Below are 15406 nucleotides of genomic sequence, written 5' to 3' on the forward strand. Positions count from 1 at the left end.
GGCATGATGAAGTCACTGGATCTCACCCAAGGTTTCGAGACCATCACAAGCGCTCCCACGGTGGCGCTACAAGGAGCCAGCCGCCACATCTGGTCATGTGATGGAATTGAGTTCGTGCGTGACGACTTCCCGCTCGACGGGGCGAGTTGCCTATTTGTACGCGCCCACCCTTCCGCCGGCGGCGACGAGCTCCGTATCTTTCTCGGTGGCAAGCACCTCCTGCGCCGCTGCGGCGGTGTTGGTGGCTGGCTGCTGGAACCGGAGACTCAGGACAAAGCCGTATTCTGGCTACCGCGCCTGCCCGCATTACGCACTCTGGACGGCTTCGGCCGTATCACGGCCGAAGCCGATGCCACGCTGACCGACTTCGTCATGAACGACAGTGGTGCTTCGGCGGCTTATCGGCTGCCGGACGAGCAGTCCCTGGATTTCGTCGTATGGCGACTGCAACCGTCGGCCGAGCACACCGCAGACATGGAGTTCTGCACCGCGAGCACGCTCGAGCGCAAGCCGTTCTTCATCTACGCTTCGCACAGCGCCACACGGAGCGCTGCCGACTTCTACTCCCACCTGGTGCACGGCAAGGTGTATGGCGCATGCTGGGCTTGGCCAAAGAAGCTCAAGATCTGCGACGAACTCGACGCCCTGTCGCTTCACATGATCGCCTGCGCACTCGGGCGCAGTACCGGCAAGCGGCTCTACCGCCTGCTACGACGCCAGATCGTCCTCGCCTTGCTCGCCAGGCAGGAGGCAGATGGCAGCTTTCGGCACGGTGAATGGACGGACGAGTACGAGAGTCACAATCGCCTGATCAACGGCGCCGTGCAGTTGCTGGCGAGCGAGTTCGAGATTGCCCCGGAACCAGCCATCGCCGATGCATTGAAACGGATCGCGAATTTCATATCCACACAGGTTGACCAGACCGCAGCCGGCCCATGGTTCCTGCACGACTCTCTCGAACAGTCCGAAGAGGGCATGCGGCACTACCCCCTGAACTGGGAGCGCGGACAATGGTTGGGCAAGTCGACTACCAACCTGCTCATCCTCAATACGCATCTCGACTGCATGCTCGCACTTGCGCGCCATGGCACGGTGTGCGACGACGCGACTTACGACGCGCTCTTCAAATCCGCCGAAGGCAGCCTGCGCACAGTGATGTCCGCACGCCCTGCCGAATGGCTGTTCCGCCGCCTGCTCTCGATCATCAAGCTGTCACTGCTGCCGAAAGCGGAACAGGCGCGCTTGTCTCTCGGCGCACGTGCGCTCAAGCGCTTCGGCTGGAAGTACGTGATCCCGCGCTGGCACCTCATCCGTCGCCGCTTTCCACGCCTGGCGATGCCCGACGGATATATTGAGCGCAGCCTCGGCCAGGCTGATTTCGTACATCGCTACCATGGCGTACACCTGATGGATTTCGAGCGTTTGCTGGCATGCCCGGGGGTGGACGCAAAGGATCCGCAATGGACAGCAATCAGCGACGGGCTGGTTCATTTCGGCATCACCAGCCGTGTCCCCCTGCTCTGGAAGGAAAGCGAAGCGAGCAAGGACTCCCTGGCATTCTGGGCCGAGGGGCTGTACCGTCGCTGCCTGCGCACGAATGCGGACAGCGACCACGCCTTGCTGGCTGACGCTGTACTGCACCTGCACGATGCCGGCCTCGGGCTGCCACCATCACTGCTTGGTGGCAACGGTGAGATCCTGCCGCCCCATCTCGTCACGCCCACGCCATCCGCCACTGACGAACGCCTGTGGGTGATCAACCTTGGCAATCGGGACAGAGCCAGCCTCCTCGTCGTCAATACGGCCACGACCGCCCTGACGATCGCCTTCGAGCGTGGGCCGGACAGCGGCGTATCCCTGCCTGAGCAAACAATCGCTGCTCGCAGCTGGGCACTCCTGCGCGCCTTGTCAGCGCCGACTGCCCGCACGATCGGCAGCACGGCCAACATCGCCCCCTCGAACCCATTCTTGACACCTCCCCAGCCCCAATGAGCAACGCACGCGCAATCGCCTTTCACTTGCCTCAGTACCACCCGACTCCCGAGAACGACGAGTGGTGGGGTAAGGGCTTCACCGAGTGGACGAACACGGCCAAGGCCAAGCCCCTTTACCCTGGGCATTACCAGCCGCACCTGCCTGCCGACCTCGGCTACTACGACCTGCGCCTGCCAGAGGCACGCCATGCCCAGGCCGAGCTCGCTCGCGCCTACGGCATCGAGGGCTTCTGCTACTACCACTACTGGTTTGGCGGACGACGCATCCTGGAGCGCCCGGTCAACGAGATCATCGCCAGTGGCGAGCCGGACCTCCCATTCTGTCTGTGCTGGGCCAACCACAGCTGGAGCAACATCTGGCAGGGCGTCGCCGACCGTATGCTGATCGAGCAGACCTATCCGGGCATGGAGGACCACCGCCGTCACTTCGAATGGCTTTTGGCGGCATTCAACGACCCGCGCTACATCCGCGTCGATGGCAAGCCGATGTTCCTGATCTACAACCCGCCGGATATCCCCGACGTCGCACAAGTGATGGATTACTGGCGCCAGCTCGCCGCACAGTCGGGCTTGCCCGGCCTGCACCTCGTAGCGGTCAATTACCTTGGCTCCCCGGTGGATCCGTCCAGCTTCGGCATGGACGCCTCGACCTGGCAACCGCTGCCGTCCAAGAGCGGCAGCATCCCATGGCGCTACCCCGCGCTCAAGGCGCGCATGCGCATGGCGCGCGGCAAGTACAAACTCACCGTCCTCGACTATGAGCGCATCATGAGCGGACTGACCCGCTCTCGCCTGCCTGACTTCGTCGAATACCCGACCGTGCTGCCCAACTGGGACAACACCCCGCGCTCCGGCCTGAACGGCCTGGTGTTGCATGGATCGACACCGGAGTTGTTCAAGACCGTCCTGCGTCGCGGTGTCGACCTGGTGCAGGAATACCCGAGCGAACAGCGCATCGTGTTCATCAAGGCGTGGAACGAATGGGCCGAGGGCAACTATCTCGAACCCGACCAACGTTTCGGCCACGGCTACCTGAGTGTCGTCCGCGACGTCCTCACGGAGCAGCGCTGACGTGTGCGGCATCAACGGCATCTTCGCCTATCGCCCAAGCGCGGCTGCGGTAGACCGGGACGAGCTGCTGCGCGTGCGCGAGACGATGACCGCGCGCGGTCCCGACGGCGCTGGGGTTTGGATCGCCGACAACGGCCGGGTCGGACTCGCGCACCGGCGCCTGGCCATCATCGACCTCAGCCCTGCGGGCGCCCAGCCGATGCAGACCGCCGACGGCCTCACGGTCGTCAGCTTCAACGGCGAGATCTACAACTATCCTGAGCTACGCAGCGAGCTCGAGCGCGACGGCGTGCGTTTCGACTCACACTCAGACACCGAGGTATTGCTGCACCTTTACCGCCGCCAGGGCCCGACGATGGTTGGGCGTCTGCGCGGCATGTTCGCCTTCGCGCTGTGGGATGCGCAGGCGCGCAGCTTGCTGCTCGCGCGCGACCCCCACGGCATCAAACCACTCTATTACGCTGACGACGGCGGTACGCTGCGCTTCGCATCGCAGGTCTCGGCCTTGCTGGCCGGCGATGGCATCGACAAGCGCCCCGAGCCAGCAGGGGCGGTCGGCATGCTGCTGTGGGGCTCCGTTCCGGAACCATTCACGCTCTACCGCGGAGTCCGTCTGCTACCGGCAGGCTCCACACTGCTCGTGACCGAGACGGGCGCCGCCGCGCCAGTGCGCTACTGGACCCTGTCTGCAGCCATGGAGCGATCGCTCGAAGCGGCGGCCTCGATCCCCCTTGGCAGCGAAACAGCCTTCATGCGCGAACAGCTCCTCGACAGCGTGCGAGCCCACTTGCTTGCCGATGTGCCAGTTGGGGCCTTCCTGTCCGCCGGGCTCGACTCCTCGACCCTGGTCGGCCTCGCCCGCGAGGCCTCATCTGCCCGCCTGCGCACGCTCACCTTGACCTTTGACGACCTGCAAGGCACACAACACGACGAGTGCCCGGCCGCGAGCCTGATCGCCCGCCACCTGGACGTCGACCACACCTGCATCGTGCTTTCAGCGGGCGAGCAAGAGGAAGAACTCGACCGCTTCTTCACCGCCATGGACCAACCGACCATCGACGGAATCAACACTTGGTTCGTCAGCCGTGCCGCGCAACAAGCGGGTCTCAAGGTTGCGCTGTCAGGGCTTGGCGGAGACGAACTACTGGGAGGCTACGCAAGCTTTACAGAGGTTCCAAGACTGCGCGCGAGCGCGCAAGGCAGTCCGTGGCGGCACGCCCCCAAGCTCTACCGCAGCATGCACCGCTTGCTCGGAGCCAGGCTAGGCTGGTCAGCCAATGCCGCGGGGATACCCGAATTCGGCACCACGCCCGAGGGGGCCTACCAACTGTCCAAGGGGGTCTTCATGCCCTGGGAGCTGGAGGGCATACTCGGCACGGACATTCTGCGCGAGGGTCTGCGCGCCCTCGCCGAGCACGACGCCGCTTACGCCGAAGCACACACCGGCCTCAATGACTTCGGCCAGGTCGCCTGCCTGGAGTCGGTCCGCTACATGCGCAACCAGTTGCTGCGTGACACCGACTGGGTCAGCATGTCGCACTCGCTCGAGATCCGTGTGCCACTGGTCGACCATGTGCTCAGCGAGACCCTGCTGGGCCTGGCTGCAAGCGGACGCCTCGGCCCGGGCAAGAGCGCGCTCCCGCGCACACTGTCCTGCGGTTTGCCCACCGAGATACTGAACCGCCCCAAGAGCGGCTTCGTCGTTCCCACCTGGCGTTGGCTGCGCCACCACCCCGGGCTGGACGCATGGAAATCCGTCCCCGCACTCCGGCAAGCGCGCATGTCGGACAGCCGGCGCTGGGCCTTCACGCTGCTGAGCCGCCACCCGTCAGGCAAGGCACTGCTGCGCAACTGAGCCCTGAAAACGTTCACGCCCCTATTGTCCGCCCCCATGGAAACGACATCTGCTCCGCTCCCGTCCGCCGCCCGCGCCTGCATCAGCGTGGTCATGCCTTGCTACAACGCCGCGCCCTTCGTGCAGGAGGCGGTGGAGTGCGTGATGGGACAAACACACGGCAACGTCGAACTGATCGTGATCGACGACGGATCAACGGATGCGAGCAGGGAAATTCTTCAAGCTCTGGCAACGACTCATGGTCAGCGCATGCGGGTATTGGAGCAGAACCGCAAGGGCCCCTACCCCGCGCGCAACCTTGGCCTGCGCCAGGCCAAGGGAAGCCTGATCGCGTTTCTGGACGCCGACGACTACCTTAGCCCCGACTGCCTCGCAAAGCTTGCCGCCGCCCTCGACGAGGCTGCGGCGGACATCGCCTACTGCGGCTGGCAGAACGTCGGCGAGGGCGCTCCGGGGACGGCACCGCATGTTCCCCCCGACTACGCAAGTCTGGACACTGCGGCCGAGTTCCTGCGCACCTGCCCATGGCCGATCCACGCCGCACTCGTGCGCAGGGCCGCGATCGATGCGGTCGGCGGCTTCTCGGAGCGCTGCTTCTCGGCAATGGACTACGACCTTTGGCTCCGCCTCTATGCGCACACGCAGAAGATCGTGCGCGTACCCGAAGTGATGGCGTTCTACCGCTGGCACAGCGGCGGGCAGATCTCCAAGACGCGCTGGAAGCAGGTCCTAGACGCCCTGCGGGTGCGGCGCGATTTCATCGCTGCACACCCCGACCGTGTCTCCCACATCCCGGTGGCCAAACTCGCCGATCTCACCGAAGGCTACCTGCGCCGCGAGGCCTATCGCGCCTACTGGCGGCGCGACCTCGGCGACGCGCAGGCACTGTTCCGGGCGGCATGGAGTGAAGGCGCATGGCAAGCGAGCGACCTCAAGTACATCCTGCCTGCCGCCCTTCCTGCCCCGCTGTTTCGACATATCGTACGTCTTGCAGGAGGCAACTCTTGAGCGCGGATCCAACGCTTTATCTGATCTTCACGCACGAACGGCCGCGGCAGATCGTGCGCCTGGCACGCGCTATCCGGCAACTGAGCCCGAACGCACTGATCGCGATCCACCATGACCCGGGTGGCGAAGCGCTCGACCAGAGCATGTTCGAGGGCATCGCCGGGATCCACTTCATCCCTGATCCGGTGCGCGGCGAGTGGGGCGCCTTCTCGCAGGTGGAGCAATACCTGCATGGCTTGCGCTGGTGTGCCGCCAATCTCAACTTTGACTGGTGCTGCACGCTGACCGGACTCACATATCCCCTGCAGCCGCTCTCCGAGTTCGAGGCCTTTCTGCAGCGCTCGGAGTACGACGTCTTCATCCACCATTTCGACGCCTTCGATCCGGTGCAGTGGCCGCCGGGCACGGCCGAGCGCCGTTATCTGTTCGCCTACTATCGGCTGCCACGCTTTCCCTACATGCACCGCGTACCACAAACCCTCCAGCGGCTGCTCGAGCGTAGCCGGGAGGTCTTCAACAGAGCCCAGCCGTTGTTCCGCATCGTTCCCCTGCCACGCAGAGCCCCGACCCGTTTCGGTATCCGCAGGCTGAAGCGCCCGATAGGCAAGGACTTCCTGCTGTGCGGGGGGCGGCAGACTCTCAACCTCAACCGGCGCGCCCTCATGCGCACTCTGGAATTCGTCGACGCCCATCCGGAGTGGACGCAATACTCGCGCAGGGCGTTGCATCCGGACGAATCGTTCTTCGTTTCGATCCTGGCCAACGACAAGGAACTGCGCATCTGCAATGACGTGCTGCGCTACATCAAATGGCCTAAGCTGCATGCTGCCAGCGGCGCCACGATCGACACCGACGAGGTCGAACAAGCACTGCGCTCGGGCGCGCCGTTCGGGCTCAAGTTCGATGAACTCGCAGCACCCGATGCACTCGCCGTGATCGATGCCCGCCTCGGCATCGCTCCAGACTCCAACCCCGCACATCCCCCATGCTGAACACGACCATGACGTCCCCCGCCCAACGCGTCCCGGTCCTGATGTACCACCGCATCGGCGCCGCACACAACGACTGGGAGCGCAAGTATTGCGTAAGCCCGGAGACCTTCGCTGCGCAAATGGAGGCGCTTGCACGCGCCGGATGGAAGGCCGTCTCGATAGAGGACTTCTTTGCCTGGCTGGACGGCACGCGCGACCTCCCGCAGGGGGCGTTCCTGCTCACTTTCGACGACGGTTTCGCCGGCGTGCATGACCACGCGGCCCCGGTGCTGCGCAGGCTCGAATGGCCGGCAACGGTGTTCCTCGTCAGCGGCCTGATCGGCGAACGCGACGCCTGGTGCGAGAAACACAACCCGGACGGCCATACCTACCCGCTGATGGATCGCGAACAGATCCTCGCGCTGCGCGCTCAGGGCTTCAGTTTCCACTCCCATACGCGCGACCATGCCGACCTTCCAACACTCGACGACGGCGCCTTGCAGGCCCAACTCGCCGGTGCCCGCCACGACCTGGAAACGCTGCTCGGCGAGCCGGTCGACTACCTTGCCTACCCGTATGGGCGCTACGACGAGCGCGTGCTGGAGCAGGCGCAAGGTGCCGGCTACCGTGCTGCGTTTTCAGTTCAGCCCGGATTCAACCGTCCCGACGTCCATCGCTTCCGTCTCCGCCGACTCGACGTGTTCGGCACCGACACGCCAGCGATGCTGTGCCGCAAGATCACACTCGGCAGCAACGATGGCCGCCTCATCGCTGCATGGCGTTACAACGCCGACAGGGTTCTGGCCCGGCTCGGCATTCGACACTGACCCGCGATCATGCACCCTTCCCTCCCCTTCATCACGGTCGCGCTGTGCACCCATAACCATGCGGACCGCCTGGAGCGCACGCTCAAGACCCTCGCCGGGCTGCATCCTACCGAGCAGCCTTGGGAAATGCTCGTCATCGACAATGGCAGCACGGACGGCACACCGTTGCTTCTCGCAGACAACGGCTGGCATCCTGCCGGTATCGCTGTGCGGGTCGTGCGCGAAGAGCGCCTCGGGCTCTCGAACGCGCGCAATCGGGCGCTGCGCGAGGCACGCGGTGAATACCTGCTGTTCATGGACGACGACGAAACCCCCGACCCGGACTGGCTGTGCGCCTACGAACGCGCGATGCAGGAGTGGCGGCCGGATGCACTCGGCGGCCGCATAGAGGTGTTCTTCGAGGACGGCGTGCGCCCGCCTTGGCTGCAGGACGAGTTGCTCGGCTTCCTCGGCAAGCTCGACCATGGCGCGGCGCGCTGGCTGGATGCTCCCGGCACACCGATCTTCGGCGGCAATTTCGCCTTCCGTCGCAGCGTGTTTGGCACCATCGGAGACTTTGACGCCCGTCTCGGGCGCATGGGCAAGGCAAACATCGGCGGCGAGGACACCGAGATCTACCGCCGCCTGCTGGCACACGGCTGCCGGGTGCGCTGGGTGCCGGAGGCGATCATTCACCACCGCATCCAGACGCCCAAGCTGCGCCGCGGCTACTTCCTCGACCTGCATTTCCGCCAGGGGCGCAGCGAAGGGGCGGCCAAGCGCGGAAGCGGCCGGCGCATCCCCCCCCCTTACCTGTTCGCCCAATGGCTGCGCGCCCTCGGTCGCGCAGTCGGGCGCAGGCTGGGCTCAGGCGCTGACCAATCGCTGCGGCTCGAGATGAACGCAGCCTATTTCTGCGGCTTCCTTCTCGGCTGGATACGCGACCGCGGCTGAGTCGTCACCCCGCCCACCCCGTACACCTGATCGAACCTGCCCCGATGCCCTCACTCAGGCTTCCCCACCTGCACAAACTGCTCGACCCCGAGATCCGCGCCAAGAACGTGCAATGGCTGCGCTGGCGTGCCAGGGAGCATTACTACGCGCTCGCACACCCGGACATGCCCGATCCGGTCTTCGTAATCGGCTGCTCGCGCTCGGGCACCACCATCACCTTCGAGACGCTCGCGGCGGGCGGGCACTTCCTGCACTTCGACTATGAGTTGCCGCAGTTCTGGAACGGACTTTACGGGCCGAATAACAACGGCTGGATCTCGGAGGCGGCAGGCCCCGAGCAGGCCGACCCCGAGCACCGCCAACGTGCGCTCGCCTACTTCTACGCCCGCCTCGGTGCCGGCCCGGTGCTCGACAAGACCTGCATCAACACGCTGCGCGTGGGCTACCTGCACAAGCTCTTCCCGCAGGCAAGGTTCGTGTTCATCCACCGTGACGGGCGCGACAACATCAGCTCGATGATCGACGGCTGGCGCCTGGGCCGCAGCGACGGCGGTTTCGGCCTGGAGAAGTTCTTCGGCCCCTCACCCGTGCCTGTAGCGATCAATGATGGAGAGTTCAGCGAATGGCATTTCTTCCTCCCGCCCGGCTGGCGTGACTACAACCAGGCCAGCCTCGAGGAGGTTTGCGCATTCCAGTGGCTCAGTGCCAACCGGCTCGCCCTCGATGCGGCACGCGACGTGCCGGCTGCGCAGTGGGTACAGGTGCGCTACGAGGATATCTTCGAGCACCCGGTCGAGATGTTCCGCTCCGTGTTCGAGCGCCTGGACCTGCCCTTCGATGCACGCATGCAAGCGCATTGCGCCAACCTCTCCGGGCGTCCGACGAGCATCGTGAAGGGTGCGCCGAAGAGGCAGAAGTGGAAGGAGAGCAACCCTCGGGCGATCGAGCGCATCCTGCCGACCATCGCTCCACTCATGTGCGAACTGGGCTATGCAATCGACGACTGAACCGACGGTCAGCGTCGTCATCCCTGCCTTCAATGCGGCGTGGTGCATCCGGCACGCGATCGACAGCGTGCTGGCGCAGAGCTTCCCGGACTTCGAGTTGATCGTCGTCGACGACGGCAGCACCGACGACACGGCCGAGATCCTGCGCAGCTACGGCGATGCGCTGCTTGTCGTATCACAGCCGAACGGCGGCATGAGCAGTGCGCGCAATGCCGGCATCCGCAACGCACGCGGACGCTACCTCGCCTTCCTTGATGCGGACGATCGCTGGTTGCCAGCCAAGCTCGAGCGCCAGGTCGCGCTACTGGACAATCGGCCCGAACTTGCGTTCTGCGCAGCCACCGCAACCCTCGAGGCTCCCGACGGTCAGGTGGTCGGCGCCTGGGCCTGCCAGGGCAATGGCACCGCCTCGGTCACCGAGGTCTTCGCCGCCCACGCGCTGATTGCTGGCGGCGCCTCATCGGTGCTGGCGCGGCGCGAACTCGTACAAGCGCTCGGCGGCTTCGACGAGACCCTGTTCGGTGCGGAGGATACAGACCTGTGGATCCGCCTCGCTGCACGTGGCGGCTTTGCATGCATTCCCGAAGCCCTGGTGGTGGTCCTCAAGCGTCCGGGCAGCGTCAGCCGGAACCGCAAGCGAATGCGCGCGGGCGCACTGGCGATGACGCGCAAGAACCGCCACCTCCTGCCGGCCAACAAGCGCGGCGCCTACTGGCGCGCACTCTACGCAGGCACCTTGTGCGACTACGCCAAGTGGGCGTGCCGCGAGGGAGATCGTGGCGCAGCACTCGCCGATCTTGCACGCGCCCTCATGCTCGCCCCCCTGAGCCATGGGAGACTGGTGGCGGGGATCACCCTGGCTTTGATCACCGGAGCGAGACTGTGAAACCTGAACGCCCCGCGCCGAACACCCTCACCATCCTGATCTGCACCCACAACAGGGTGGATCTGCTCTCTCGCGTCATCGCATCGCTGGATGGCGCAACACAGCCCGCGGGATGGCGGATCCGCCTGTTCGTGGTCGCCAACGCCTGCTCTGATGGCACGCACGCGTTTCTGACGGCTCGCGGCGCAAACCCCGACGGCGGCCTGCCGCTCACCTGGGTCGCCGAGCCTACGCCGGGCAAGTCTCACGCGCTGAACCGTGCGCTCCCTCTGCTCGAGGACGAACTGGTGGCCTTTGTGGACGACGACCACCGGGTGGACGCGAGCTATCTGGAGGCAATCACCGGAGCGGCAAGCAGTTGGCCGGAGGCCGACCTCTTCTGTGGCCGTATCGTCCCCGACTGGGACGGCACCGAGCCCGCCTGGGTGCACGACGAGGGCCCCTACCGAATCTACCCGTTACCCGTACCGCGCTACGACCAGGGCCAGGATGACTTCGCAATCGATGTCGACGGCCCCATCCCCGGCGGAGGCAATCTGGTCGCACGCCTGGCGGTGATCGCACGGACTGGCCCGTTCGCAATCGAACTCGGCCCTACTGGGCACGACCTTGGCGGCTCCGAGGACGCAGACTGGATCCTGCGCGCACTGCGCAACGGTACGCGTCTGCATTACGTGCCCGCAATCCTCCAGTACCACTATGTGGACAGCGAGCGGCTGACCCTCTCGTATGTGGCGCGCAAGGGGTTCCAGCGTTCGCAGTCGGTCACGCGCGTCCGTGCGGAATTCGAACGCGTACCGCGCTACATGTGGCGCAAGGCCGCAGGCTACGCCGCCGGTCTCGCGCTGTCGTGGCGTCTGCAGGCACGCCGCTTCTACTTGGTCCGGCTGTCGTCCGCGCTGGGCGAGATCTCGGGCATCCGCGACCAGCACCGGCGGCGGCGCAAACGGGCGGCACTGCCGATGCTCGGTGCCGAATACCTGTCGGCCAGCCTGTTGGCGATCGCCGCCACCGCGCTCGCCCTGGCGGCGATGCTGGGGCGGGACTGGCTGGGCGAGGCTGCATTCGCATCCGGACTCGTTGGCGCCTTCACTGCAGCGCTGCTCGTGGTCAAGTCGGTGCGCGATTTCTCGCGCACCGGCCCCGGGCTGCGCGACGAGATCGTCAACCGCTACCGCAACTACATCGTCTTCGCGCTCGCACGCCTGGCATTTGCGTCACTTTGTGTTGCGGCATTCTGGGCTTTCCCCGGCGCGGCGCTCTGGATCAGCGCGGCCGAAGCCATGGGGCGCGAACCGCCACTGTGGTCGACCGCAGCCGGGGGCGCGCTGACCCTTGCGCTCGCGACAGTGTATGCCGGCTGCCGGGCACTTTCGCTGAACCCAGGGCTGGTCATCGCATCCTGGCAGTACCGCACCGTGCGCATCCATCGCCTGTGGCGAGCACTGTCCCGCCGCGGCCTGGACCTGATCGCCCGCATCGTGCTGTTTTCCGGCATCGCCTTGGTAAGCGCGCTTGCCGTGCTGCGCTACCACCAAGACAGTGCGGCCGACGCCGGCACCCTGCTGCTCGCCGCATGCGGCTACATCGCGCTTCTGCTCTATGCGATCTGGGAGCCGGACGGCGCTCACGCACGCACGACGGCGTCAAGCGGGCGACGAAACGTGGTGATGATCGGCAGCGACACCCTGCGTGCAGACCGCATCGGCGCACAGCGCGACGGAGTCTCGATCACGCCCCACATCGACGCGCTCGCCGCACAGGGGGCGCTGTTCAGCGCCTGTTACGTTCCCTGCGCCCGCACCGCCCCCAGCCTGATCTCCCTGTTCACGGGGACCTGGCCCCACCACCATGGCGTACGCGACAACTATGTTACGGAGGCCGAGACGCGACTCAAGGACAAGACACTGCCCAACGTGTTGCGAGCCCTCGGATATCGCACCGCGGCGGTCTCGGATTGGTGCGGGGCCGACCTGGGCAAGTTCGACTTCGGCTTCGACATCACGGACCTGCCCGCCGACCAATGGAACCTGAAGTATCTGGTCCGCCAGGGTCCAAAGGACATTCGACTGTTTCTGTCACTGTTCCTGCACAACCGCCTCGGCCGTCAGTTGCTTCCCGAGATCCACTACCTTGGCGGCGTTCCCCAGACCGGCATGCTCGGCCGCCGTGCGCGCCGCACTCTGACGAGGCTTGCCAACACCAGCGAACCCTTCCTGCTCAACATCTTCTACTCCACCACCCACCCGCCGTTCGCGTCCGAGCACCCCTACTACACGCGGTTCTCCGACCCAGCCTATTCCGGCGCATCGAAATTTGCCATGGCTCGCCTGACCGAGCCGTTCGAGATCATCCGCCGTCAGGGCGAACCTCGTGAGGAGTTCGACCTCGACCAGATCCTCGACCTCTATGACGGTTGCGTCGCACAGTTCGACGATGAGGTCGGACGTCTGATGCGACAGATCGAGGCCAGCGGGCTCGCCGAGAACACCGTCATCGTCCTCTACAGTGACCACGGCATGGAGTTCTTCGAGCATGGCACCTGGGGACAGGGCAACTCGGCGCTCGGCGACTTCAGTGCGCGAGTACCGCTGGTCGTCGTGGACGCCAAGCAAGCGCGTGGGCAGCGCATCGACCAGGTCGTACGCAGCGTCGACATCATGCCAACCCTGCTCGAACTGCTCGACGCGCCCTCCGTTGGCTGCGATGGCGTCTCGCTCGTGCCGACCATCGCCGACCCGACCACTGACCTGCACCTGAAGGCGTTCAACGAGACCGGGATATGGATTGCGCCTGTACCTGGGCTCCCCGAAGGCCACCTCAGCTACCCCAACCTGCTCGAACTACTCGACATTCCCGACCCCGACTCGGGTAGCCTCGCCATCCGGGCGCACTACCAGCAAGAGGTCGTGGTGGCAAAGGACCGCATGGTACGCGACGGTCCCTGGAAACTCGTCTACCAGCCGCTGGAGTCCGGTCGCAAGCTCAGCCTCTACAACGTCGCAGCCGACCCGGGATGCACGAGTGACGTGGCGGCGAAGTATCCCGAGGAAGTCGTGCGGCTTTGGGGCGAGTTGCACGCCTGGATGGCAAACGACCCGGCCCTTCGGGAAGATCGACGCCTGGAGTTGGATCCTGCCGAAGCGGGCTGAGAGCAGGCTCGGGCCACAGCCCCCTTTCGCATCCGCGGCGGGGGAGGTCAGCGACCAAGGTGCTCAAGCACGAAACCGCCCGCCCGCAAACGCTCGGTAGCGCCCAGCAAGGGCGCGACCTGATCGCGCCTCAGATTGAATACACGCCCTGCCTCCACTGCTTCAGGCAACGCGGATTCTCCTGCAAAGCCAGTGCAGAAGCGGACTGGTTCATCAGGGCGGTCAAGCTTGTGCTCGCAGGCGCCCGGATTGGTGGGATCCCCTACAAGCGCAAGGCGTGCATCACTCGAGTAGGAGGGTCCGAAGAAGCGAATCAGGTTGAGGTACTCCTGCTGTACCGTCACGCCGCGCAGCAGAACCGTCGGCACGGCCTGCGCATCGAAAACGTGCGCGCTGATCACTGCCATCGCCTGCGGCTGGTAATCGATGCGCTCGTACTTCGGCACGAACATGGCAGCACCGAGTCGCTGGATACGCCACACACCCGGCTGCTCGACCAGCCAACCGTAGACGGGCGGCCGCACGATCAAGAGCAGCACCAAGGTGGCACCTAGCATCCCGCGCCGCATCGGCGTGCGCCAGCCTCCAAACACCCAGCACCATCCAAGCGCAGACAGCAGAACCAGAGGTGGCACCAGACCGATCAACATTCGCGTCTGCACCTCGGAGCCTGCCGCGACCAACCACCAGGAAGGAAGCCCTGCAAGCAGGAGCCATAGCCCGCCAAAGCGCACCAGGGGCGATCTGACGAACAAGGCAAGGGCGAGCGCAGCGCCAAGCCATAGCATGCCACCGACCACGAATACGAGATTCAACGGATGCACTCCGCTCCTGGCCCTGTTCACCAGGCTGCCCGCAAACTCGAGGTAGTGGCGCGGGTCCGCCAGAGGATGGAAAAACCAGGCGTAGAGTGCATAACCGAGCAGCGCCACCGCGCCCGCGATGACGTAGCAGCGTAGCAGCGTCTGGCGTGCCGGCTGCGCCGGTGAGAACGCCAGGAAGGCGAGCATGAATGCCAACCATGCCCAGACGCTCTCCACCCGGACCATGTAACCCAGCACGGCGAGCACGCCCGAGACCGCCGCCAGCATCACGGCGCCAGTGCTTACGGCCGCCAGCAGCGCCCACACCGCCGCCCCCCCCAGGCCGAAGCTGATCACCTCGCTGACCAGATTGCCACTCAGGTAGGCGTAGATATCCGAAAGAACGAAGAGGAGCGCAGAGAAGCACAGGCCAAGCCCGAGCCGTTCATCCGGGTCGATCAGTCTCCCCGCAAGCAGGGCAACCCGGCACCACGCGAACAAGCCAAGCGGCATCGCGATGACAAACAGCCAATGCGCGGCGAGAACCGCGTTCGCCGTGCTCCCGAGCGCATCGACAAGCACGCCCAGGATCGCGATGTGGCCCAGACGACTGGCCCGCCAGTAGGCCTCCGAATAGCCCTCATCCTCTGGCCAGTTTCCCGCGATCTGGGCGACGATCTGCCTGGAACTCGCAGCAATGTCATGAACATACGGCGTCTCGGCAAAACGCTTGGCTTGGTATAGATAGATCGGTGAGTCCCAGTGCACATCCCCGAGCGGAGTGCGGGCGAACGCGACGATCACGACTGCGCCCACGAGCGCCAGCCAGAGCAGGCGCTTGAAAAGATGGCCACCGGCTCCATCCGCAAGATGCGATCGCACATCCTGCGCACAGCCGG

The 15406-nt window shown here is 65.3% G+C and carries 11 protein-coding genes; 10 read left to right on the top strand and 1 reads right to left on the bottom strand.

The genetic code is table 11. The features are described 5' to 3' along the window. Positions 1-3 precede the first annotated feature (3 nt). The 10 genes from C662_RS07520 (at position 4) to C662_RS07565 (ending at position 13704) form a co-directional block, all read left to right on the top strand. Positions 4-1992, top strand: a complete 1989-nt coding sequence (locus tag C662_RS07520; RefSeq protein ID WP_232433234.1) for a hypothetical protein — start codon at positions 4-6, stop codon at positions 1990-1992. Continuing rightward, positions 1989-3065, top strand: a complete 1077-nt coding sequence (locus C662_RS07525; protein ID WP_002926845.1) for a glycosyltransferase WbsX family protein — start codon at positions 1989-1991, stop codon at positions 3063-3065. Before C662_RS07520 ends, C662_RS07525 begins: the two co-directional genes overlap by 4 nt. A 1-nt stretch (position 3066) precedes the next feature. Further along, complete coding sequence (gene asnB, locus C662_RS07530) at positions 3067-4920, top strand: asparagine synthase (glutamine-hydrolyzing) (protein ID WP_002926846.1); 1854 nt, start codon at positions 3067-3069, stop codon at positions 4918-4920. A 93-nt stretch (positions 4921-5013) separates the two neighbouring features. Next, positions 5014-5928, top strand: coding sequence for a glycosyltransferase (locus C662_RS07535; RefSeq protein WP_002926847.1), 915 nt, complete (start codon positions 5014-5016; stop codon positions 5926-5928). Beyond that, complete coding sequence (locus C662_RS07540) at positions 5925-6920, top strand: hypothetical protein (RefSeq protein ID WP_002926848.1); 996 nt, start codon at positions 5925-5927, stop codon at positions 6918-6920. The genes C662_RS07535 and C662_RS07540 overlap by 4 nt, the downstream gene beginning before the upstream one ends. Positions 6921-6928: 8 nt before the next feature. Beyond that, positions 6929-7726, top strand: coding sequence for a polysaccharide deacetylase family protein (locus C662_RS07545; RefSeq protein ID WP_232433235.1), 798 nt, complete (start codon positions 6929-6931; stop codon positions 7724-7726). A 9-nt stretch (positions 7727-7735) separates the two neighbouring features. Continuing rightward, entirely contained in the window at positions 7736-8659 is a 924-nt protein-coding gene (locus C662_RS07550; RefSeq protein ID WP_002926850.1) for a glycosyltransferase family 2 protein, read from the top strand. A 44-nt stretch (positions 8660-8703) separates the two neighbouring features. After that, on the top strand, positions 8704-9666 hold the full coding sequence (locus tag C662_RS07555) for a sulfotransferase family protein (RefSeq protein ID WP_002926851.1): 963 nt from the start codon (positions 8704-8706) through the stop codon (positions 9664-9666). Continuing rightward, entirely contained in the window at positions 9650-10552 is a 903-nt protein-coding gene (locus C662_RS07560) for a glycosyltransferase family 2 protein (protein WP_002926852.1), read from the top strand. The genes C662_RS07555 and C662_RS07560 overlap by 17 nt, the downstream gene beginning before the upstream one ends. Continuing rightward, positions 10549-13704, top strand: coding sequence for a sulfatase-like hydrolase/transferase (locus C662_RS07565; RefSeq protein ID WP_002926854.1), 3156 nt, complete (start codon positions 10549-10551; stop codon positions 13702-13704). The genes C662_RS07560 and C662_RS07565 overlap by 4 nt, the downstream gene beginning before the upstream one ends. Positions 13705-13751: 47 nt before the next feature. Here the strand turns inward: C662_RS07565 and C662_RS07570 are convergent, their stop codons facing one another. After that, the gene (locus C662_RS07570) at positions 13752-15389 is read right to left on the bottom strand and encodes a hypothetical protein (RefSeq protein ID WP_002926856.1); all 1638 of its coding nucleotides are present in this window, start codon (positions 15387-15389) and stop codon (positions 13752-13754) included. Positions 15390-15406 lie beyond the last annotated feature (17 nt).

The organism is Thauera sp. 28 (genome assembly GCF_000310145.2).
GTDB classification, from domain to species: domain Bacteria; phylum Pseudomonadota; class Gammaproteobacteria; order Burkholderiales; family Rhodocyclaceae; genus Thauera; species Thauera mechernichensis.